The organism is Streptomyces sp. ISL-98 (assembly GCF_018614055.1).
Taxonomy (GTDB): domain Bacteria; phylum Actinomycetota; class Actinomycetes; order Streptomycetales; family Streptomycetaceae; genus Streptomyces; species Streptomyces spiramyceticus.
Genome location: NZ_JAGGPB010000004.1, coordinates 79,150 through 99,227, shown reverse-complemented (window position 1 = coordinate 99,227; position 20,078 = coordinate 79,150). Strand labels below are relative to the sequence as shown.

The window sequence follows — 20,078 nt, the reverse complement described above, 5'->3', positions numbered from 1 at the left end:
CCTCTTACGCATTCGGCTTCCCCATTCAGCCGCTGATGGGTTCGAGCACGAGCGGCTGGATCTTGCCCTCCAGCATCGCCCCGAGCCCGAGTACGGAGCAGATGTCGGGCCGCTCCGCGATGTGCACCGGCATGCCCGTCGCGTCGCGCAGCATCTGGTCGAGGCCCGGCAGCAGCGCGCTGCCGCCGACCATCATGATCCCGCGGTCGGCGAGGTCGGCGACGAGATCCGGCGGGCAGTCGCGCAGCACCTTCCCGATGCCGTCGAGCACGGCCGTGAGTGGGGTGTGGATCGCCTGGCGCACGGCGGCGGTGTCGACGATCACGGAGCGGGCGAGCCCGGTGGCCACGTCCCGGCCGTGGATCTCGGTGGATGCCGGGCCGTCCGAGGTCAGCCCGTTGCCGCTGAGTGCCAGCTGGAGGGGGCGTACCGACTGACTCGGCAGCATCAGTTCGTGCTGGTGGCGCAGGTGCTGGATCACCGCGTGGTCGATGGCGTTGCCGCCGATCGGGATGCGCTGGGCGGTGACGATCGAGCCGAGGGAGAGCACCGCGACCTGGGTGGTCGCCGCCCCGCACACCATGATCATGGTGGCCGACGGCTGTTCTACGGGCAGCCCGCAGCCCACGGCCGCGGCGATGAGGGTGTCGACGAGCTCGACGCGGCGCGCGCCGAGCCCGATCAGGGTTTCGACGGCGGCGCGCTGGGCGAGCGGGTCGCTGTCGTGCGGGGTGCAGGCGGCGGCGCGCAGCCGCGGTTTGCGGCGGAGCTGGCGGCGCAGCTTCTCGCCGATCAGCTGGCGCAGCATGCGCTGGGCCATTTCGATGTCGACCACGGTGCCGCCGGAGACGGGGCGTACGACGCGGATGTAGTCGGGCGTGCGGCCGGTCATCTTCTCGGCGAAGGCACCGACGGCGATGAGCGCGCCGGTGCGCGTGTTCACGGCGGCCACACTCGGCTCGTCGACGACGAGCCCGGCCCCCTTCACGAATACCCGGGTCCTCGCGGCCCCGAGGTCGACGGCGATATGGCAACGGCGCAACTGCTCAAGGCTGACGGTCACGGCAGATTCTTCTCCCGAGAGCACTGACGGACCGACGGACGCCGGTCCTCCTAGCATCGTGCGCGGGCCGTGAGCCGTGCGCGCGCTGGGCTGAGCCGGTCGGGGTACGAGCTGACGCCCTGCCAGGAACGGGATCGCGGGGCGTTACGAGCCGTCAGGAAACTGCACACGCTGCAACAGGCCCCAGGTGAACTCCGCCACGCACGCCCTCCCGTCGGGCAGCGTCATCCCCAGCCGCCACCGGGTCGGCGCGGTGCCCTCCATCGGGCGAACCGGCGCGAAGGCGCGGGCCACCTCGTCGACGGTGCACGACCAGGGGCGCAGGTCGTCGGTCGTACGCAGCTCGGGGCCCGGGGCGCCGGGGGCGCGTACCAGCCACTCGTTCCAGACGGCGCCGCCCGGCGCGGTCAGTACTTCGAAGCGGAGGTCCGGCCAGAGCGGCACGGGCCAGGCCAGCGCGTCGCACTCCAGGTCGCCGATCCGGCGGCGTGCGGACGTCTCGGGCGGCCCGAGGACCGACCGGTAACGCGCCACGGTCCCGCGCGCACGCGGCGACCGGAGCATGGCCTGCCACCGGCGATTGGCCTCGCGCATCTCCGCGAGCGTCACGCTCAGCTCGTGCCGGGCGTCCTCGACCAGGCCGGGCTGGTGGTCGGCCATCCGGCGCAGCAGCACGAGCTGGAAGTCGAGCGGCCCGAAGGGATGCGTGCCCGTATGCATACGTCCATCCTGCCTTGCCCCTCTGACACGCCGCGGAACCCGCTCTTCCACACAAGATCCTCACAGGTGAGGCTCCCGTTGTCCCCCCTGGGACGCATAATCTGCGGGCGCCATGGACTACTGCCACTCCTGCCGCAGGCACCTCAACGGCGCTCTGGCCTGTGCCGGATGCGGAGCCCCCATCGGGGAGCTCAGCCGCACCGCTCCCCGAGCGGCCGTGCCCGAGCACTTCGACATGCCCCCAAGGCCCGGAGCGTGGCAGGCGCCTGACGTGTCGGAGCAATACGACGACAGGCAGTACGGCGACGGCTACGGCAGCTACGCCGATTACGGCGACCCTGACTACGGGGACCCCGATTACGCCGACGGTTCCACTGACGACGGTGACGACAGCGACGCTGCCGCCGCGCCCGACGATCTCCCCGAATCCAACGATTCCGGCGGCCGCGGCGCACGCCGCTCGCGACGCTCCCGCCGGGCGCACCGCCGCCGGGGCCGCAAGGTCGCACTCGTCTGCATGGGCCTCGTGCTGGCCGGGGGCGCGCTGAGCCTCGCCGAGCTGGCCACGGAGTCCTCGGGCGAGGGGCAGGCGTCCGCTCCCTCGGGCGACGAGGACGAGGGTGACCCGAGCGGGTGGTCGACCCCGACGGGCGACAGCGGCCCCTCGGGCGACGGCGGTATCCGGGACGCGAATGCGGATCCGTCCGCGTCGGCCAGTAAAGCCTCGGCATCCGCGAGCGCCTCCGCCTCCGCCAAGGCGTCGAAGTCCGCCGCAGCGAAGGCGTCGGCCACCGGCAAGCCGACCGCTCCGGCATCCGGCGACTCCGGCGGTGCGCCCTCGCAGGCCACGGGCGAGCCGTCGTCCGCACCGGCGCCCGCGCCCCCGCCACCCCCACCGCCGCCGTCCGAGCAGCCGGCCCCCAAGCCCACGCCGACGCCGGATCCGAAGCCGCCCGAGACCTGCGACCAGTTCCTGTGGTGGTGCACCTGAGCGGAGCGCCGGGCGGTCACGGCTCCGGGGCACGTAATCCCCGGGGTTGATTCAGTGCCCCAGCATCCGCTTCAGCAGGTCCCGCAGCACCGTTCGCTCGTCGTCCGACAGCCGGCCGAGCGGCTCGCGCGCGAAGTTCAGCGAGTCCCGCAGTTTGGCCGCGGTCTGCCGCCCCTCGTCCGTGACGGCGGCCAGCTTCACCCGCCGGTCTGCCGGGTCGGGCCGCCGCTCCACCAGGCCGCGCGCCTCCAGCCGGTCGACGATCCCGGTGATGTTCGACGGCTCGCACTTCAGCTTCTGGGCGATACGACGCATGGGCATCGCTTCGAGGGAGAGGAGCCCCAGGACGCGCGCCTGGGCGCCGGTGAGCGCGTAGGTGGCCGCCGCTTCGTCGTACTCCTCGTGGTAGCGGGACACGACCTCGCCGATCAGCTCGACGACTTCCAGGGTCAGGTGGCCTGTGCGAGGGGTCATGCGAACCATCGTACCCATTTACTTGACAACATTAAATATCCAGGAGCATGGTTGTTTCAGTACCTGAAGCTTTTTCTAGGAGGTCGCACCGCATGACCGCACTGCCCACGACCGGCCGCTCCTGGCACCTCGTCGCCCGCCCGCACGGCTGGCCCAAGGCCGAGGACTTCGCCCTGCGCGAGGCCCCGGTGTCCGCGCCGGCCGAGGGTCGCATTCTGGTCCGCAACCTCCACTTCTCGGTCGATCCCTACATGCGCGGCCGCATGAACGACGTGAAGTCGTACGTCCCGCCCTTCCAGCTCGACGAGCCGATGGACGGCGGCGCGGTCGGCGAGGTGATCGCCTCCGGCGACGAGCGCTTCGCCGTGGGTGACCACGTCCTGCACGGCCTCGGCTGGCGCGAGTACGCCGACGTCAACGCCAAGCACGCCACCAAGGTCGACGCCTCGCTCGCCCCGCTCTCCGCCTACCTCGGCGTACTGGGCATGCCCGGCCTCACCGCCTACGCGGGCCTCTTCGAGGTCGCCTCCTTCAAGGAGGGCGACGCCGTCTTCGTCTCCGGCGCGGCCGGTGCGGTCGGCAGCCAGGTCGGCCAGATGGCGAAGCTCAAGGGCGCGTCGCGGGTCATCGGCGCGGCGGGCTCGGCCGGGAAGGTCAAGCTCCTCACCGAGGAGTACGGCTTCGACGCGGCGTTCAACTACAAGGACGGCCCCGTCGCGGAGCAGCTGCGCGAGGCCGCTCCCGACGGCATCGATGTCTACTTCGACAACGTCGGAGGCGACCACCTCGAAGCGGCCATCGGCTCGCTGAACGTGCACGGTCGCGCCACGATCTGCGGAATGATCGCCCAGTACAACAACACCGAGGCCACGCCCGGCCCGCGCAACATGGCGATGATCATCGGCAAGCGGCTCCGGCTGCAGGGTGTGCTGGTCAGCGACCATGCCGCGCTCCAGCCGCAGTTCGTCAAGGACGTCTCGGGCTGGATCCGCTCCGGCGAGCTCAAGTACAACGAGACCGTCGTCGAGGGCATCGAGAACGGCTACGACGCATTCGTCGGCCTGCTCCGCGGTGAGAACACCGGCAAGATGATCGTTTCTCTTACCCGATAGGCTCACCCACAGCCGCCGCGGTCGTGGGCGCGAGTCGCGGCGTACCAAGCAGGAGGATTCTTCAGCATGACCATCCAGGCCATAGACGTGAAGTACACCGCTGTCGCCACCGCGGAGAACGGCCGTGACGGCCGTGTCGCCTCGGACGACGGCAACCTCGATGTCGTCGTCAACCCGCCGAAGGAGATGGGCGGCAGCGGCGCCGGCACCAACCCGGAGCAGCTCTTCGCGGCCGGCTACAGCGCCTGCTTCCAGGGCGCGCTCGGCGTTGTCGCCCGCAAGGAGAAGGCCGACATTTCGGGCTCCGTCGTGACGGCGAACGTCGGCATCGGCTCGAACGGCGAGGGTGGCTTCGGTCTCGAGGTCGCGCTCAGCGCCCACATCCCGAACGTGGATGCGGCCACCGCGAAGGACCTGCTGGAGAAGGCGCACCAGGTGTGCCCGTACTCCAACGCCACCCGCGGCAACATCAAGGTCGAGCTGTCGGTCGTCTGATCCGACGCACAGCACGTCGTGAAGGGCCGCACCCCGTCCAGGGGGTGCGGCCCTTCACCTCGTAAGGGGACGATTCTTCTCGTACGTCCTCCGAGTCGCTCAGCCCGCCGAGTTGATCAATGCCCGTCCGACCTGCGCGTAGATGCCCTTCGGGTGCGCACGGAACAGCGGCTCCGTACCGAACAGCACCACGCTCGCGCCCTTGGCCGCCGTGCCGCTGACGACCGCCGCCTTGCCGGCCGCGTCCTTCGGGCCGCCGCTGCCGTCCTCGGCCGCGCGCCAGTGGCCGGAGACGAGCGGGTTGCCGGCGCCGTACGACTGGTCGACGCGGACGCCGGGACCGAGGTCGGTGAACCACACCGGCGAGTACACGAAGGTGTGGGCAGGGGCGCCGCCGGTCACGGGACCGCCCGCGTTGACGACTCGTACGACACCGTTCGCGTCACCGTTGCCCTCGACGTGCTTGGCCGCCAGGAGACCGGCATCGGCATTGAGCGCCGCACCCGCCGCGCCACGGCCGACCAGCCCGCCACCGCCCGCGAGGAACGCGCCGAGTGCGCCGCGCGCGGCCGGTTCGAGTTTCCCGTACTCCAGCCCGGACGATACGAACAGCACGTCCGCCTTCGACCAGTCGAAGCCCGCGTTGAGCTTCGCCGTGGACACCGGCAGTACGTCGAAGCCCATCTCGCGCAGCGCGAGCAGCTCGCCCGGCGTCACGGCAGCGGCGACCCGGGTCCGGCCGAGCGGGGCGACACCCTTGGCCTTGGTGGCGTGGAAGGCGACGCCGTAACGGTCGGCGAGAACCGCGGCCTTCTTACGGGCCGATGCGGGCACGATCGCACTGCCGTCGGCGCTGCGCCGTACCTTCACCCCTGCTGCCAGGAGGGAGCTGAGGGCGGTGAGCTCCTTGGGGTCGTCGAGCCGCAGCTGAAGATCACCGCGAGGCGCGACGTACCCGGTGGGCGACGCGGCATGCACCGGACGCCCCGGAACATCCACCCCACCAGGAGCCTTCTGCACCTTCTCAACGCTCGCGCCCCACAGCAGCCCGAGACTCCACCCGGAGATGTCATACATCGTGGACACATCGGCGCTGATGTCGCGCCCCTCGGACAGGATCACATTGGCGATACCGCGCTTGGGCTGCCGCATGTCGACGACGTAGGACCCCGCCTTGTACGCACGCCCCCCGAGCTTGAAGTCCCGCCGGGCGCGCTCCACCCGCACATCATTGGCGACGAGATGGTCGACGAGCCGGGCCGCGGCGGTCGCGGACCGCTGCGTCCGCCCGGCCGGGACGACGTACGCCCGCGGAAAGTCGGTCGTATAGACGTCCTCGGGCCCGATGCCGGGCACGCCCGGCACGGTCTCCGCCGACACCGGCACCTGGGCGGCGCCAGCCGCACCGCGCCGGAAGGTCTCGATCTGGTCGGCGATGACGGAAGTGCGCCTGGCCACTGTGTAGTCGAGGGAGGCGCGCATCGCGGCGCCCGCGATGTCCGTGTTGATGGCGGCCCTGCGGCGCAGCTCATCGACGGGCAGCGTGTCGTACGACTCGTTGTTGACCTGCATCGGGAACTCGATGGTGTGCGCCGCGACCGCGCCCTGGAAAGGCATGTACTGCGGAGTGAAGATCGGCGGCCAGTCGTCCCAGCCCTCTTCCTCGTCGCGGAAGGGGATGACGGCGGGCTCGACGCCGTCCTTGGCGGGCGTATAGCCGAGCCCGTTCACAGCCCGTTCCATCCCCAGCGCATTCGCATACGAATTCTTGAGGAAGAGGTCGTACTCGTAATTCTCGCCGTGCGGCGGCGTCGTCGGCTCGATGAGCGTGCCATTGACGTACCCGTGCAGGTCGAGCATTACGGCGGGCTGCTTGTCGATGGCGATCTGCCGGATCGCGCGGGCCTCGGGCTGGGTGGCGGTGATGAAGTCCCGGTTGAGGTCGAAGCCGTTGGCGTTCGCTCGGGTGCCCGCGATCCGGCCGTCAGGATTGGCAGTCACATTGAGATAGACACGGGTCTTCGCCAGCAGATCGGCGGTCTTGCCGTCCTTTGCCTTCGCGAGATTCTCGATGAGCTTCAGGGCGGCGTCCGTACCCTCCCACTCATTGCCGTGGATGTTGTTGTTGATGAAGACGGGGGCCTTGTAAGTCGCCTTGATACGGCGGTCCTTCGCGGCGGCGCCCGGTGAATTCTCAATCAGCTCCCGCATCCGCTCCTGCTCGCGCGCCTCGCGGGAACTCTCGGGCGCGGTGACAGTGACGAGATAGAGCTGATGCCCTCCGGCGGACCGCCCGGCGACCTCGACACTGACCCGATTGCCCAGCTTCTGCAGGGCGTTGAGCTTCGGAGCGATGGAGTGGTACGGCGTGAGCCCCAGCTTGATGGACTTGTCGGCCGGGTTGGGGGCGGGCGGGGTGAGCGTGGTCCGGCGCGGATATCCACGGTCGTGCCTGAGCCCGGGGGACTTCGCCGCATCGAGCGCGTTGGCGGCTGCGGAAGCCGGATTCCGGGCCGCGGCCGCCCCTTGCCCACCGGCCGTCCGCTCCCGGTGTACGCCGCCGTCCCGGCCCCCGTCCGGGCCGTCGCCGGGGTGGGCGGTGGCGGGGACGGGGGCGAGGAGGAGTGCGCTCGCGATGGCGGCGGTGGTGATGAGGAGAGGTCTCGGTATGCCTGTGCCCATGCGTATCTCCGGATCGTCGGATGCGTTCGGATGCGATCAGGGATGGTGATCGATCGGTACGCAGGGGTCTACCTCTTCAACCGCCTGACGACAAGGGGGTATTGGGGCGGCAGGGACCTGAGAGGCACACCCCTCAGGCGGTGCCGGGCGCGACCGGAGGCCAAGGGATCTCGGCCAGCACGGGCAGAAGGGACTCCTCCTCGTAGTCGAGGTGGGCGGTCAACTCCTTCGACATCCGATCGAGTTCGCTACGGAAACGCAGCGGATCGGCACTGCTGATATCGCCCAGCAGGGCAACGAGTTCCCCTTGAATACGCGCAACTGTCCGGTGTTCGGCCCGAAGCCGGTCGAGGGCATCGCGCAAGTGAGGGTGGTAGCCGCCGATGGCGTTGAACAGGTGCGCGTCCTCGCTGGTGTGATGGAACTCCAGGGTCTGGCAGAACGCCAGGCAGTGCTGCCGTATCTGCAGCCCGAGCCCCGGCGGCACTGAGGCTTCCCCATCTCCCCGCCGACCCGCCCGCGCGGCGAAGTGCGCGTCGACCTCGTCGCTCACATGCCGCAACTGCCCACGCAACCAGGTGTGTACCTCGATGAGCTTGCCGGCGAGGTTGCTGACCTCGCGGGGCGCTCCCTCGCGCTCGGCCGGCTCCAGCGCCACGACCGGCAGGACCCGATCAGTACGGGCCTGATAGTCCCCGTATCCCGGATCCACACCCACAAAGAGCTCGAACAACTCGTCACGCCGCGCACCCTCGGCCGGGACGGCAATCGCCTCGAACGACTCGGTGCCGATCTCCACCCGCACCTGGGGCCGGGCGAGCAGGTTGTGGTACCAGGCGGGATGCCGGGTCGCACCGGCGGCGGACCCGACGACCAGCAGCAGATCGCCGTCGCGGACGTAGCCGAGGGGAGTGGTGTGCTGCTTCCCCGACTTCACGCCGGTGGTGGTCAGCAGAAGGAGGTCGCCGCCTTCGAAGGGGCCACCGACCTTTCCGCCGTTGGCTCGGAACTCGTCGATGACCGCTTGATTGAAGGAAGTGGGCATACTGTGTCAAATCTCCTGAATGAGGGCATGGGGCGGCGCCGAGGGATGAATGAGGGCGCACGAGGACGTACGGACGTCACACGCCGGTGCTGAACACGGCGGAGTACGACAGGACGCGAGACGGCGCGCGAAGGCGCTTACGTCAGGCGGAAGGGGGGTGCGGAGTATGAACTCATGGCATGTCCCAAGATGAAAGGTGCTCGCCCAACTACCGGCCTGCCCACTGCTCTTTGGCCGGCGTCACGCGACACGCGCCCCATTACAGCCACCGGCCGGGCCACCTGTCAACGCGCTATCTTCCACTTGTGCTGACCCTGACACGCCTTCGAGCCGATCACGCGCCTGCGCTCCTGGCCTTCGAGCGGGAGAACCGCGCGTACTTCGCCCGCTCGATACCCGACCGAGGCGACGACTACTTCCAGCACTTCGAAGCCCGCCACGCCGCGATCCTCGCCGAACAGGCCGCCGGGCTGCACCACTTCCATGTCCTGCTGGACGATCAAGGCGACGCGATCCTCGGACGCATCAACCTGATCGACATCACGGCGTCCGGAACCGCCGAGCTCGGCTACCGAATGGCCGAGCGAGCCGCAGGCCAGGGCCTGGCCACCACGGCAGTACGGGACATCTGCAAGCGAGCGGCAACCGACTACAACCTCACCTCACTCACCGCAGTCACGACAACCGACAACCCGGCCTCGAAGGCCGTCCTGACCCGCACCGGTTTCGCCCCGGTCGAAGACATCGTGCTGGACGGCCGCCCGGGCACGCGCTACAGCCGCACGCTGGGCGTTGGCCTGAACCGGTAACTGCAGCACGAAGTCCCCGGCCATCCGCATTCGCCGCCGTCAGGTCGTCGGAGTGGACATCGGCGTCGGCGTTGAGGGTGTGTGCGGCGTGGAGGAACGCCATGCCCAGCAGGCGCGCTTGCTCGGCCGGATCAGGTATGCGGCGGCAGCGTCATGGACTGCCGGTTCGCTGATCCGGGCGGTGTCGAGCGCAGTTCGCCGTCGGCGAGGGCGGTGAGCGCTGTTTCGAGGTCCTGCTGCCGGCGGATGAGGGTGTCGTCGGTGGGCAGGCGCATGGCGTTCCTCCAGATGGTCAGGTGGCGGTGGGCCAGGGAATATCGGTGGCGACGGGCGCGGTGTAGTCGATGCCGGGGACGGCGAAGCCGTAGAGGCGTTGGACTTCGCTGTGGAACCAGTCGAGGTCTGCCAGGTCGGTAATGGTGTCGGTGGTGGCGGCGGTCCACCGCTGGGTGACGGCGGCCTGGACGGCGGGGTCGAGTTCCCAGGTGTCGAGGCGGACGCGCCCCTCGTCGTCGAGGGTCAGCGGGCGGGCTCCGGTGAGCTGGTCCCACAGGTCGGTCAGCTGGTCGATCGGCGGGACCATGTCGGTGCCGAGGACGCCGCGCAGCAGGCCGACGTAGAGGGCGATGCCGGGGATGGCGGTGGAGGACTGGGTGACGGCCGCGCCGTTGACCGAGGTGACAGCGCGGCCGCCGACCAGCCTGTCCAGGCGCTCGTTCAGAGTTCGGGCCGTGGCTTCGAGGTGAGCCTTGGCGGCGCCGATGGTGCCTTGGCGGTAGATCGCTGCGGTCAGCGAGGATCCGATGTAGGAGAGGGCGGCGGTGGTGAAGCCGTCGGCCAGCAGGTTGCGTTCGGCGAGCTGGTCGATCCAGCGTTCCCAGTCGGTGCCGCCCATGACGGCGGTCGTCTGCTCGATGTCGTCGCCGTCGGCCGGTTCGGTTTCCACCTCCTTGACCTCGGGGTTTGCGGTGCTGTCGAAGACGAGGGTCTTGGTCCGGTACGACTCGCCGATCGGCTTGAGGACAGAGGCATACGTGTGGCCGGTGTCCGGGTCGGTTCGGCGGGGCGCGGCCACCGAGTAGATCAGGTAGTCCAGTCGGCCGCCGTAGCGCTTCTCGAGCAGGTCGGCGACCTCGGTCTTCATGGCGTCGGAGAAGGCGTCGCCGTTGAGGAAGACCATGTCCCGGCCGTGCTGTCGGGCGAGTTCGGCGGTGGCAGCGGTGCGGTACCAGCCAGCCGTGCCGGTGCGCCGCCCGGGTTCCTTCTCGAAGCAGACGCCGATGCCACGGATCCCGACGCGGGCCAGGCCGGCGATGGTGGCCGCGAGTCCGTAGCCGGCCGACGATCCGATCACGAGGGCCACCGGTCCGTCGTCGGCCGGCGGCTGGGCGGGGGTGGGGACGGCCTGCCACATGTCGGCCACCAGCTGCTGGCAGCCTGCCGGGTGCGAGTCGAGGAAGAGGAAGCCGCGGCTGCGGGGGGTGATGACGGTTTCGCTCACGCTGTCGGATCCTTGGGGTCGTCGTCGAGGTCGAGGGCGCGGCGGCCGTCGGATGGGCCACCGCATCCTGCAAGTCTGCGATCTTTCCAATACGGGCGGTGACCTCATCGGGCACAACGATGTCCAGACGTGCTTGGAGGGTTTCCACCAGTTCGAGCAAAGCGAGGCTGTCCACGCCCAAGTCGCGCTCCAGCAAACGCCTCAGGCCGGGAACACTCGACGCGTACACGGCCCGTGATCCACGACAGGGCTTCGACGGTCACCGCGGCCGTAGCGACGCTCACTTCTTGCTCGCCGCCTTGGTGCGGCCGGTACGGGCCGGCAGGGACGGGACGGGGATCAGCGGGGCGGCCCGGTGTCCGGTGGTGGCGCCGGTCTGCTGGGGGGGCAGGGGGGAGCGTCAGGCGTTCGCGCCGATAGGCTGGTTCCATGCGTGATCTCGGGGTGGGTTTCGGTTACTTGATGAAGGGCCAGCGGTGGGCTGGCCGGCATGGCAAGGCGTACGGGTTTGGGCTTTTGCCCGGGCTTGTGACCTTCTTGCTGTACCTCGCTGCGCTGGTCGGGCTGATCTACGGGGCCGATGACCTCACCGCCTGGGCCACCCCCTTCGCCGACGACTGGGGCTCCCCTTGGCTCGGCCTCTTCCGCGGTGCACTGACGGCGCTGGTCTTCGCCCTCGCGCTGTTCCTCGCGGTGATCACCTTCACCGCCGTGACGCTCCTCGTCGGGCAGCCCTTCTACGAGTCGCTGTCCGAGCGCGTCGACCGCTCCGTGTCCCCGGACGGGACCGCCCCCGAGTCCGGGCTGCCGCTGATCCGGGAGCTGTGGATCTCGGCGCGTGACAGCGTGCGCGTCCTCGCCCGGGTGGTGCTGTACGGCGTCCTGCTCTTCGCCTGCGGGTTCATCCCCGTCGTCGGCCAGACCGTCGTGCCCGTCATCGGCTTCTGCGTCTCCGGGTTCTTCCTTGCGGAGGAGCTCACGGCGGTGGCGCTTCAGCGGCGCGGCGTCGAGCTGAAGCAGCGGCTGACGCTGCTGCGCGGGCGTCGCATGCTCACTCTTGGGTTCGGCGTTCCGCTGACGCTCGCCTTCCTCGTTCCGCTGGTTGCCGTCTTCCTGATGCCCGGCGCTGTGGCCGGCGCCACGCTTATGGCGCGGGATCTGCTGGAGGAGCCGTCGGCCGATGCCGACGGTGTCGCTGCGGCTTCCGTTACCGCGTAAGTACGTCCGCCAGGGCCGAGCCCGGGCGGTCCGGCGCGGCCTCCGCCATCGTCGTACCGTCCGGGGCCCACACCGCGCTCAGGCCGCAGCCGTCGTACGGGCCGGACCGGCCCACGTGGTTGGCCAGGGCGACGTACAGGCCGTGGTCCTTCGCCAGCGAGGGGTAGACGGCGGTGCGCTCCCGCTCGCCGTTGCCCTTCCAGTAGAGCGAACTCGCCAGGTAAATCTGGCACTTGTCGGCCGCCGCCCGTTCCGCGAGCTCCGGGAAGTGGTTGTCGAAGCATGTCGCGAGGGCGAAACGTACGCCGTCCAGCTCGAAGCGTCCGTCGCCCGTGCCCGGTGAGAAGATCTCGCCCTCTGCCTCGTACAGGTGCTGCTTGTCGTAGCGCGTGAGCAGTCCGCCGTCCTGGCCGAAGACGAAGGACGTGATGGTGGGGAGGTTGCCCGAGGGGCAGTCGGCACTGTTCGACGGCGACGCCGCGCAGTTCACCACCGCCGCCGTGGACGTCTCGCGGCAGGCCGCCCTGATCGGTTCCAGACGCGGGTCGTCCGGTGTGACCAGCAGCGGCGGGTCCTTCGTGAGCAGCTCCAGCTCGTAGCCGGTCAGCGCGAGTTCCGCGAAAGTCGTGATCCGGGCTCCGTGTCCGGCTGCCTCCCGGACATACGCCGCCATCCGCCCCGCGTTGGCTTCGACGGAGCCCGGCTCGGACGTGAACTGTGCCGCTGCGATGATCATGCGGACCAGTATCCGGAAAGCGGTTGATCGCCGGACGCCGGGGCGTGAGCATCGGGGCCATGACCGAAGTGATAGCCGTAGCCGTCATCACCCTCCTCGCAGTCATCAGCCCGGGCGCCGACTTCGCGATGGTCGTCCGTAACAGCTGCCTCTACGGGCGTACGACCGGCCTGTTCGCCGCCGCCGGAGTCGCCGCGGGCGTCCTCGTCCACGTCACGTACACCATGCTCGGCGTCGGGCTGCTGATCGCCTCGTCGACCGAGCTCTTCACCGCGATCAAGCTGGCGGGTGCGGCCTATCTCGTCTACATCGGGGTCCGGACCTTCATCGCGCGCGCCGACCTCACCGTCGACCTGTCGTCGAAGCCGGCGCTGGGACCGGTCGGCGCGCTGCGCTCCGGGTTCCTCACCAATGTGCTCAACCCGAAGACGACTCTCTTCGTCGTTTCGACCTTCACTCAGGTGGTCGGGCCCGGAACCCCCATGTGGCAGCAGGCGGGTTACGGCCTGTTCATGTCGGCCGCCCACCTCGGCTGGTTCGGTGCGATCGCGCTCTTCTTCTCCGACTCCCGGCTGCGGGCCGCCATGCTGCGCCGCCAGAAGGCTCTCAACCGTGCCATCGGCTCGGTGCTGGTCGGCCTCGGTGTCACCCTCGGATTCGCTCGCTGAGCTTGCCCGCCGCCACGCCGATGATCGCCCGCACCTGCGCAATGATGTCCAGCCGGTTCCGTACGAACGCGGGGTCCGTGATCTCCGACGTATTCCCCGCGCCGAATTCCAGCACCGGCGTATGCACATGCCCGCCCGGCAACTCGTCCAGCCCGAGCCGGTCCCGCAGCAGCGTCGCGCGGTAGGCGATCTCGTTGGAGAGGTAGTTGCCGCCGCCCCCGGCGCGGGCCGACGAGCCGGGGGTCGGGCCCTGTGGGCGTACCACGGGCGCGGTTTCGCCCGCCGGGATCTCCGTCACCGACGTGTTGTCGTACACCGGGAAGCGACCGGTGTCGGCGGCCACGATCTCCTTGTACGGGAGCGTGGTCGACGTCCACTGGGGCTGCGACGCCGGATCGGCGACCGGCACGGTCTCCGTGCGCGAGACGTTCTCGTTGTCCGGGAAGCCACCGCGCCACGCCCCGTTGGTGCGCTCGATGTCGATCCGCCCCACGCGCCCCTGGCTGACCGTGGTGAACGCGTCGACGCGCGGCAGCTCACTCCGCAGCGTGCGTTCGACCGTACCGTCGGCGAAGTCCTGCCAGCGGACCGGGAAGACGGCGGTTTCGATGCGGGCGAGGCGGCCGTCGGCGGTACGGATGACCGTGCCGTCCAGGGCGAGCGCCGTCGCACCCGACGGGTTGCTGATGCGGACGTCCCGGTCGAGCGTGAACGGGTCGAAGCCCGTCATCAGGATGCGCTTCATGCCCTTGGCACCCTGACCCGCAGGGAAGCGGATCGCGTCCTGGCCGCGCGACGACCGTTCGAGACGGTCCAGCAGCTTCGCGCGCTCCCCGTCCGGCAGCCCGAACGACGCCTGCCACTGCCGCAGTTCCCGCGTCATGCCCAGCCGCGCCCAGTACAGCGGCCGGTCGTCGTCCCTGCTGAGGTCACCGCCCGCCGGGCCCCGCCCCTGCGCCCGGTCCACCGACCGCTGCCACAGCCGCGATCCGTGTTGTACGACGGCCCGCTCGGCCGCCTCGTACGACCGTGCCCCACGCAGCGCCTGCCCGAAGTCGGGCGCCACCGCGTCGAATCCGCTCCGCCGCAGAACTTCCTGCGGCACGGCCCGGTCCAGCCGCTGCTCCTCGACCGTTGCGGGAGACGTCGGCTCCGCCGCCCCCGCGGGCAGCGAGGTCCCAAGAAGTGGCACGAGGGTGAGAAGGGCGACGCCAAGTGCGTGGCGCCCGGGGCGTATCGGGGACACAGGTGATCCTTCCGTCGGGTGGCGGAAGTATCCCCGTACGCCGGTGACTTGCGCTACGGGGCGGGCTCGTGTTGCAGGAGGGAGAGGAAGTCACGGAAGGCAGCCGGCATGTCGACCGACCCCGGGTCGAGCAGCCACTGGTACTGCAGCCCGTCCATGACCGCCACCACCAGCGGCGCCGCCTGTTCCGGCGTCAGCCCGCCCGGCAGCCGCTCGCCGTACTCCCCGCGCAGGGCGGCCGCCATGCCCTGGCGGACCTGCGCGTAGCGGTGGGTGAAGAACTCCCGGGCCGGGTGGTCCTCGGTGACGCACTCGCCGAGGAGCGCCGAGAAGGTCTGTACGACACCGGGCCGCATCGCGTTGTACTCGACGAGCGGGTCGAGCAGGTCCAGCCGCCAGGCCTCGGAGCTGCGCCCCGCGCCCCCCGTGTCCCACTGGTCGCGCTCCTCCAGGACGGCGACGAGCAATGCGTCCTTGGTGGGGAAGTAATGAAGCAGCCCCTGCTGGGTCAGGCCGACGCGCTCGGCGACCGCGCTCAGCGACGCACCCCGGTAGCCGCGTTCGGCGATCACTTCGAGGGCGGCGCGGAGAATCTCCGCCCGCCGCTCCTCGCTCCTGGCCCTGGCCATGGTCCTGGTTCCTTCCCCTCGTACGTGCTGGCAGGACGGTACGCCATCGCCAATAATTACGAGTAGATAACAAAGCCTACCGTTCTACAGGTAAACGAGTGACGATGAAAAGGAACCAGCACGACTCAACGAGGAGGTACGGCCCGTGGCAGTCCAGCCCACCACCCAGGACGCACAAGGCGAGCAGGCCCGTAACGCGGCAGTCGAGGCGGCGCTCGGCAAGCTCGGTCTCGACGCCAAGGCCCGCCTCCTGGGCGGCCAGGACATGTGGTCGCTCCCCGCACTCCCCGAGATCGGCCTGAAGTCCCTCGTCATGTCCGACGGCCCGGTCGGCGTCCGCGGCGTCCGCTGGACCGCCGACGACCCGTCGGTCGCACTGCCGTCCCCGACCGCGCTCGCCGCCACCTGGGACCCGGAGCTCGCCCGCCGCGCCGGCCGTCTCCTCGCCCAGGAGGCCCGCCGCAAGGACGTGCACGTCCTCCTCGCCCCGACCGTCAACCTGCACCGCTCACCGCTCGGCGGCCGCCACTTCGAGTGCTACTCCGAGGACCCGTTCCTCACGGGCGAGATCGGCACCGGCTACGTCCGGGGCGTCCAGGACGGCGGAGTCGGCACCACCGTCAAGCACTTCGTCGCCAACGACGCCGAGACCGACCGCTTCACCGTCGACAACATCATTACGCCGCGCCCCCTGCGCGAGCTGTACCTCGCCCCCTTCGAAGCCATCGTCAAGAACGCCCACCCCTGGGGCATCATGGCGGCGTACAACCAGGTCAACGGTGTCACCATGACCGAGCACCGCTACCTCCAGAACGAGGTGCTGCGCGGCGAATGGGGCTTCGACGGCTACATCGTGTCCGACTGGATGGCCGCCCGCTCCACCCGGGGCGACATCGAAGGCGGCCTCGACGTCGCCATGCCCGGCCCCGTCACCGTCTACGGCGAGGCGCTCGCCGGGGCCGTCCGCGCGGGCGAGGTGGACGAGGCCGTGGTCGACGAAGCCGTACGCAACGTCCTGCGGCTCGCCGCCCGCGTCGGCCTCCTCGAAGGCGCCCCCGCCGTGGTGAGCGAGCTGCCGGAGACCGTCGACGGCCAGGCGCTGGCCCGCGAGGTGGCCCGCCGCGCCTTCGTCCTCGTACGCAACCAGGTACGCGACGGCCGGCCGGCACTCCCCATCGACGCCTCGAAGATCCGCAAGCTCGCACTCGTCGGTGCCTCCGCCCGCGACGCCCGCGTCCTCGGCGGCGGCTCCGCCACCGTCTTCCCCGAGCGCGTCGTCGCCCCGCTCGACGGCCTCGCCGCCGCACTGCCCGCCGGCACGCTGACGTACGCCGTCGGGGCCGACCCCAGCGACGAACTCGGCCCCGCCGACAAGGGCTTCGAGCTCCGGGCCGTCTGCCGCGACGCCGCGGGCCACGTCATCGGCCGCCGCTCCCTCCCCGGCGGCCAGGTCCAGTGGATCGGCAACGACCTGCCCGACGGAGTCACCCACGAGACGCTCCACAGCGTCGAGGTCAAGGGCACCTTCACCCCGCGCGAGAGCGGCGAGCACGCCTTCGGCACCCGCGGCATCGGCGCGTTCACCCTGACCGTCGGTGGCGAGGTCCTCTACGACGGTGTCCAGCCGATGTCGGACGCGTCCGACCCCTTCGAGGCGTTCTTCGGCGCCCCGGCCGAGCGCGGCCGCGCCCGCCTCACCGAGGGCGAGCCGGTCGAGGTCTCGCTCGTACACGCCGTCGACAAGGCAGACGCCGCGCCGCTCCCGGCGGTGATGTTCTCGTTCCTGCACGGAGCGCCGCAGCGCGACGCCGACGAACTGATCGCCGAAGCGGTCGAGGCCGCCCGCGACGCCGACACCGCCGTTGTCGTGGTCGCCACCACGGAAAGCGTCGAATCCGAGGGCTTCGACCGCACCGACCTGCGCCTCCCCGGCCGCCAGGACGACCTGGTCCGCGCGGTCGCCGCCGCCAACCCGAACACCGTCGTGATCGTCAACTCCGGCTCCCCGGTGGAGATGCCGTGGCGCGACGACGTGGCCGCGGTGCTGCTCGGCTGGTTCCCGGGGCAGGAGGGCGGCGCGGCGCTCGCCGATGTGCTGCTCGGCGCCGAGGAGCCGGGCGGCCGGCTGCCGACCACCTGGCCGGTCTCCTTCGCCGATGTGCCGGTGGCGGACGTAGCGCCGCGAGACGGCGAACTGCACTACGCCGAGGGCCTCTTCATCGGCTACCGCGCCTGGGACAAGGCGGGCGCCACCCCCGCGTACGCCTTCGGCCACGGCCTCGGCTACACCACCTGGGAGTACGAGTCCCTGGAGGTGACCCCTGCGGCGGCCAAGGTCCGCGTACGCAACACCGGTTCACGCACCGGCCGGGAGGTCGTCCAGGTATACCTGGCCCCGCAGTCGGACTCCGCCGAACGGCCGGTGCGGTGGCTGGCGGGCTTCGCCGGGGTGGAGGCCGGCCCCGGCGAATCGGCGGAGGTGGAGATCGAGCTTCCGCGTCGCGCCTTTGAAATCTGGGACGAGCGGGACAACTCCTGGTCTCTCGTCCCCGGTTCGTACGAGGTCCGGGCCGGCCGCTCCATCGCGGACAGCCGCCTCAGCGCCACCCTGGACGTCCAGGCCTGAGACAGGCCGACGGGGGCGGGCATTTTCCCTGCCCGCCCCCGGAGTGTCCGTCCTGCTCAGGGGCAGGCCTCGGGAGAGGGCGCCGGACGGGTGAAGCGGCTGGCCGTCGGCGCTTTTTCATCTGCCGATACAGAAGCCCTCTCGGCCGTGCGGGCAGCAAGAGCGCGACACGCAGCCGGCGACACGCCGGAAACCGGCGGTCAGGCAATCCGATAGAAAAGGCCCGGCGCTTCAATAGTGCTTATTCCGGAGGCTCTTTCGCCGTGATGTTCCGGTACGCGATCTCCGCGAGCCGCCCCTGCCCGTTCTTGCTCGGGTGGAACCAGTCCCAGTGGCTCAACTGCTTGCCGGAGAACCGGTAGTCGAAGACCGCCCCGCCGTCGTACCGGCAGCGGGCGTCCTTGGCGCACACGTCCTTGAGCACCTTGTTGTACGCGACGACCCGCTCCTGCACCGCGTCGCGCCGCGTCACCGCCGCCGTGTCCATGGCGTCCGCGTCACCCAGCATCGACTGGCAGATCCCCAGCTTCCAGATCTGCTTGCCCAGCGCGTTCCCGCGCCCCTCGGACCAGAGCCGCTTCAGATCCGGCACGCTCGACACGTACACCTGCGACTTCGGCAGCTCGCTGCGCAGCTTCTTCAACGACGTCTCGAAATATGTCCGGAAGTCAGCCACCGATGTCATGTGCGACACGCTGTCCCGGCAGGCGTCATTCGCGCCCACCATGACGGTCACCAACTCCGGCTTCTGTGCCACGGCCTGCGTCATCTGCTCCGGCAGATCGGCGATCCGTGCCCCGGACTTCGCGTGGTTCCAGCTGCGTCCGGCCGCCCCCGTCCCTCCGAGCAGGCGCCACGCCACGCTGCGTACGTCTTTGTCGGTGCCTGTCGCCCAGGACACCTCGGGGCAGTCCGCGAGTACCGTGCACGCGTCGAAACCGCGCGTGATGGAGTCCCCAACAGCGGCGATGGACTCCGGACTGCGGTCCCAGGCCGGCGTCGGCCTCGGGGACGGCCGCTGGTCCGCCGACGAACCGCCGTGGCCCGACGCGTCCCCCGAGTCGCAGCCCGCGAGCACGCCGAGCGGTACAAGAAGCGCCGCCGTCGCAGTGGCGACGACGGCGCGCGACCGGCGGCTGAGATGGCTGTCCCGCATCCCGTGTTCCCCTCCATGGCGTCTTACATGGCGTCCTGGCGAGTGAAAGCTATGAATTTCAGGCCCCTCGGACCGACAGTACGTCACCCGTCGGACGCCGCCGCACGGTAGCTTTTCCCCCGTCGAACCAGAGGCGCCACGCCGACCGGATCCGGTAAATTACATCACGTCACATACTGTCCCTTTTCAGGAGATTAACTCCCGATGCTGTTTACTGTTGACAACCTCGGGAGCCGGCCCGAATGTGGCCATTGGGGCAGGATGTCTGGTGCTGTCCTGACCGCGACCGGTACGGACGCGAGGCCGCTGGGGAAGGCGAACCTCGTCCCACACTGGAGGTCCCGGTGACGACACGTGGAGTTCTGTACGTTCACTCCGCACCGCGCGCGCTGTGTCCGCACGTCGAATGGGCAGTAGCGGGCGTACTCGGTGTGCGGGTCAACCTCGACTGGATCAGGCAGCCGGCCTCGCCCGGCACCTGGAGAGCCGAGTTCTCCTGGCAGGCACAGCCAGGCACCGCATCACAGCTCGCCTCCGCACTGCGCGGCTGGCATCTGCTGCGCTTCGAAGTCACGGCCGAGCCGTGCCCGACGGCGGAGGGCGAGCGCTACAGCTCCACCCCCGGACTCGGCATCTTCCACGCCGTCACCGGCATGCACGGCGACATCCTGATCCCCGAAGACCGGCTGCGCGCCGCGCTCGCCCGCTCGGTGCGGGACGAGACCGACCTGGAGGCCGAGATCTCCAAGCTGCTCGGCAAGCCGTGGGACGACGAACTCGAACCCTTCCGGTACGCGGGCGAGGGCGCACCGGTCCGCTGGCTCCACCAGGTCGTCTGACGCCCCGCCACCCCCAGTGCGACGTACGACGAAGGCCCCACCGGGAGCGTCCCGGCAGGGCCTTTCGG

At 70.1% G+C, this 20,078-nt stretch carries 19 protein-coding genes; 8 read left to right on the top strand and 11 right to left on the bottom strand.

The features are described from left to right. Window positions 1-25: 25 nt before the first annotated feature. Window positions 26-1,063, bottom strand: coding sequence for a rod shape-determining protein (locus tag J7I98_RS03690; RefSeq protein WP_214917137.1), 1,038 nt, complete (start codon window positions 1,061-1,063; stop codon window positions 26-28). Window positions 1,064-1,207: 144 nt separating this feature from the next. Then, complete coding sequence (locus J7I98_RS03685; RefSeq protein WP_214917134.1) at window positions 1,208-1,783, bottom strand: hypothetical protein; 576 nt, start codon at window positions 1,781-1,783, stop codon at window positions 1,208-1,210. A gap of 271 nt (window positions 1,784-2,054) precedes the next feature. Between J7I98_RS03685 and J7I98_RS03680 the strand changes: the two genes are divergently transcribed. After that, complete coding sequence (locus J7I98_RS03680; protein WP_214917103.1) at window positions 2,055-2,774, top strand: hypothetical protein; 720 nt, start codon at window positions 2,055-2,057, stop codon at window positions 2,772-2,774. Between the two features lie 51 nt (window positions 2,775-2,825). Here J7I98_RS03680 and J7I98_RS03675 read toward each other — a convergent pair whose 3' ends face one another. Further along, window positions 2,826-3,248: a MarR family winged helix-turn-helix transcriptional regulator gene (locus tag J7I98_RS03675; protein ID WP_251020086.1), complete on the bottom strand. Its 423-nt coding sequence runs from the start codon at window positions 3,246-3,248 to the stop codon at window positions 2,826-2,828. 92 nt (window positions 3,249-3,340) lie between these two features. Between J7I98_RS03675 and J7I98_RS03670 the strand changes: the two genes are divergently transcribed. Both J7I98_RS03670 and J7I98_RS03665 read left to right on the top strand, forming a co-directional pair. Continuing rightward, entirely contained in the window at window positions 3,341-4,360 is a 1,020-nt protein-coding gene (locus J7I98_RS03670; protein ID WP_214917097.1) for an NADP-dependent oxidoreductase, read from the top strand. A 66-nt stretch (window positions 4,361-4,426) separates the two neighbouring features. Further along, window positions 4,427-4,855 (top strand): organic hydroperoxide resistance protein, encoded by a 429-nt coding sequence (locus J7I98_RS03665; RefSeq protein WP_214917094.1) that lies wholly within the window; start codon window positions 4,427-4,429, stop codon window positions 4,853-4,855. A gap of 99 nt (window positions 4,856-4,954) precedes the next feature. Here the strand turns inward: J7I98_RS03665 and J7I98_RS03660 are convergent, their stop codons facing one another. Both J7I98_RS03660 and J7I98_RS03655 read right to left on the bottom strand, forming a co-directional pair. Beyond that, window positions 4,955-7,537, bottom strand: a complete 2,583-nt coding sequence (locus J7I98_RS03660) for a M14 family zinc carboxypeptidase (protein WP_214917081.1) — start codon at window positions 7,535-7,537, stop codon at window positions 4,955-4,957. 133 nt (window positions 7,538-7,670) lie between these two features. After that, window positions 7,671-8,582, bottom strand: a complete 912-nt coding sequence (locus tag J7I98_RS03655) for a nitroreductase/quinone reductase family protein (protein WP_214917069.1) — start codon at window positions 8,580-8,582, stop codon at window positions 7,671-7,673. A gap of 305 nt (window positions 8,583-8,887) precedes the next feature. On the opposite strand from J7I98_RS03655, the gene J7I98_RS03650 reads away from it, so the two are divergent. Beyond that, window positions 8,888-9,391, top strand: coding sequence for a GNAT family N-acetyltransferase (locus J7I98_RS03650; protein ID WP_214917066.1), 504 nt, complete (start codon window positions 8,888-8,890; stop codon window positions 9,389-9,391). 131 nt (window positions 9,392-9,522) lie between these two features. Here the strand turns inward: J7I98_RS03650 and J7I98_RS03645 are convergent, their stop codons facing one another. Both J7I98_RS03645 and fabV read right to left on the bottom strand, forming a co-directional pair. Next, entirely contained in the window at window positions 9,523-9,666 is a 144-nt protein-coding gene (locus tag J7I98_RS03645) for a hypothetical protein (RefSeq protein ID WP_214919189.1), read from the bottom strand. 17 nt (window positions 9,667-9,683) lie between these two features. Beyond that, complete coding sequence (fabV, locus tag J7I98_RS03640; RefSeq protein WP_214917052.1) at window positions 9,684-10,892, bottom strand: enoyl-[acyl-carrier-protein] reductase FabV; 1,209 nt, start codon at window positions 10,890-10,892, stop codon at window positions 9,684-9,686. Window positions 10,893-11,321: 429 nt separating this feature from the next. Here fabV and J7I98_RS03630 point away from each other — a divergent pair, with 429 nt between their 5' ends. Continuing rightward, entirely contained in the window at window positions 11,322-12,110 is a 789-nt protein-coding gene (locus J7I98_RS03630) for an EI24 domain-containing protein (RefSeq protein WP_214917004.1), read from the top strand. Here the strand turns inward: J7I98_RS03630 and J7I98_RS03625 are convergent. Beyond that, window positions 12,100-12,846 carry a carbon-nitrogen hydrolase family protein gene (locus tag J7I98_RS03625; RefSeq protein ID WP_214916991.1) on the bottom strand — a complete coding sequence of 249 codons (747 nt, stop codon included), beginning with the start codon at window positions 12,844-12,846 and terminating at the stop codon, window positions 12,100-12,102. The genes J7I98_RS03630 and J7I98_RS03625 overlap by 11 nt on opposite strands. Before the next feature lie 59 nt (window positions 12,847-12,905). On the opposite strand from J7I98_RS03625, the gene J7I98_RS03620 reads away from it, so the two are divergent. After that, window positions 12,906-13,514: a LysE family translocator gene (locus J7I98_RS03620; protein ID WP_214916978.1), complete on the top strand. Its 609-nt coding sequence runs from the start codon at window positions 12,906-12,908 to the stop codon at window positions 13,512-13,514. Here the strand turns inward: J7I98_RS03620 and J7I98_RS03615 are convergent. Both J7I98_RS03615 and J7I98_RS03610 read right to left on the bottom strand, forming a co-directional pair. Further along, window positions 13,492-14,760, bottom strand: coding sequence for a pyroglutamyl peptidase (locus J7I98_RS03615; RefSeq protein ID WP_214916974.1), 1,269 nt, complete (start codon window positions 14,758-14,760; stop codon window positions 13,492-13,494). The genes J7I98_RS03620 and J7I98_RS03615 overlap by 23 nt on opposite strands. Before the next feature lie 53 nt (window positions 14,761-14,813). Beyond that, window positions 14,814-15,389 carry a TetR/AcrR family transcriptional regulator gene (locus tag J7I98_RS03610; protein WP_214916971.1) on the bottom strand — a complete coding sequence of 192 codons (576 nt, stop codon included), beginning with the start codon at window positions 15,387-15,389 and terminating at the stop codon, window positions 14,814-14,816. Window positions 15,390-15,534: 145 nt separating this feature from the next. Between J7I98_RS03610 and J7I98_RS03605 the strand changes: the two genes are divergently transcribed. Beyond that, window positions 15,535-18,015: a glycoside hydrolase family 3 C-terminal domain-containing protein gene (locus J7I98_RS03605; RefSeq protein ID WP_308377663.1), complete on the top strand. Its 2,481-nt coding sequence runs from the start codon at window positions 15,535-15,537 to the stop codon at window positions 18,013-18,015. 241 nt (window positions 18,016-18,256) lie between these two features. Here the strand turns inward: J7I98_RS03605 and J7I98_RS03600 are convergent, their stop codons facing one another. Further along, window positions 18,257-19,171 carry an SGNH/GDSL hydrolase family protein gene (locus J7I98_RS03600; RefSeq protein WP_214916968.1) on the bottom strand — a complete coding sequence of 305 codons (915 nt, stop codon included), beginning with the start codon at window positions 19,169-19,171 and terminating at the stop codon, window positions 18,257-18,259. A gap of 344 nt (window positions 19,172-19,515) precedes the next feature. On the opposite strand from J7I98_RS03600, the gene J7I98_RS03595 reads away from it, so the two are divergent. After that, the gene (locus J7I98_RS03595; protein ID WP_214916964.1) at window positions 19,516-20,010 is read left to right on the top strand and encodes a DUF3145 domain-containing protein; all 495 of its coding nucleotides are present in this window, start codon (window positions 19,516-19,518) and stop codon (window positions 20,008-20,010) included. Window positions 20,011-20,078: the final 68 nt, after the last annotated feature.

Coding starts and splice junctions, on each gene's coding strand:
- J7I98_RS03685 (WP_214917134.1), bottom strand. CDS start 1,783: ATGCATACGGGCACGCATCCCTTCGGGCCGCTCGACTTCCAGCTCGTG.
- J7I98_RS03675 (WP_251020086.1), bottom strand. CDS start 3,248: ATGACCCCTCGCACAGGCCACCTGACCCTGGAAGTCGTCGAGCTGATC.
- J7I98_RS03670 (WP_214917097.1), top strand. CDS start 3,341: ATGACCGCACTGCCCACGACCGGCCGCTCCTGGCACCTCGTCGCCCGC.
- J7I98_RS03665 (WP_214917094.1), top strand. CDS start 4,427: ATGACCATCCAGGCCATAGACGTGAAGTACACCGCTGTCGCCACCGCG.
- J7I98_RS03660 (WP_214917081.1), bottom strand. CDS start 7,537: ATGGGCACAGGCATACCGAGACCTCTCCTCATCACCACCGCCGCCATC.
- J7I98_RS03655 (WP_214917069.1), bottom strand. CDS start 8,582: ATGCCCACTTCCTTCAATCAAGCGGTCATCGACGAGTTCCGAGCCAAC.
- J7I98_RS03645 (WP_214919189.1), bottom strand. CDS start 9,666: ATGCGCCTGCCCACCGACGACACCCTCATCCGCCGGCAGCAGGACCTC.
- J7I98_RS03630 (WP_214917004.1), top strand. CDS start 11,322: ATGCGTGATCTCGGGGTGGGTTTCGGTTACTTGATGAAGGGCCAGCGG.
- J7I98_RS03625 (WP_214916991.1), bottom strand. CDS start 12,846: ATGATCATCGCAGCGGCACAGTTCACGTCCGAGCCGGGCTCCGTCGAA.
- J7I98_RS03620 (WP_214916978.1), top strand. CDS start 12,906: ATGACCGAAGTGATAGCCGTAGCCGTCATCACCCTCCTCGCAGTCATC.
- J7I98_RS03610 (WP_214916971.1), bottom strand. CDS start 15,389: ATGGCCAGGGCCAGGAGCGAGGAGCGGCGGGCGGAGATTCTCCGCGCC.
- J7I98_RS03600 (WP_214916968.1), bottom strand. CDS start 19,171: ATGCGGGACAGCCATCTCAGCCGCCGGTCGCGCGCCGTCGTCGCCACT.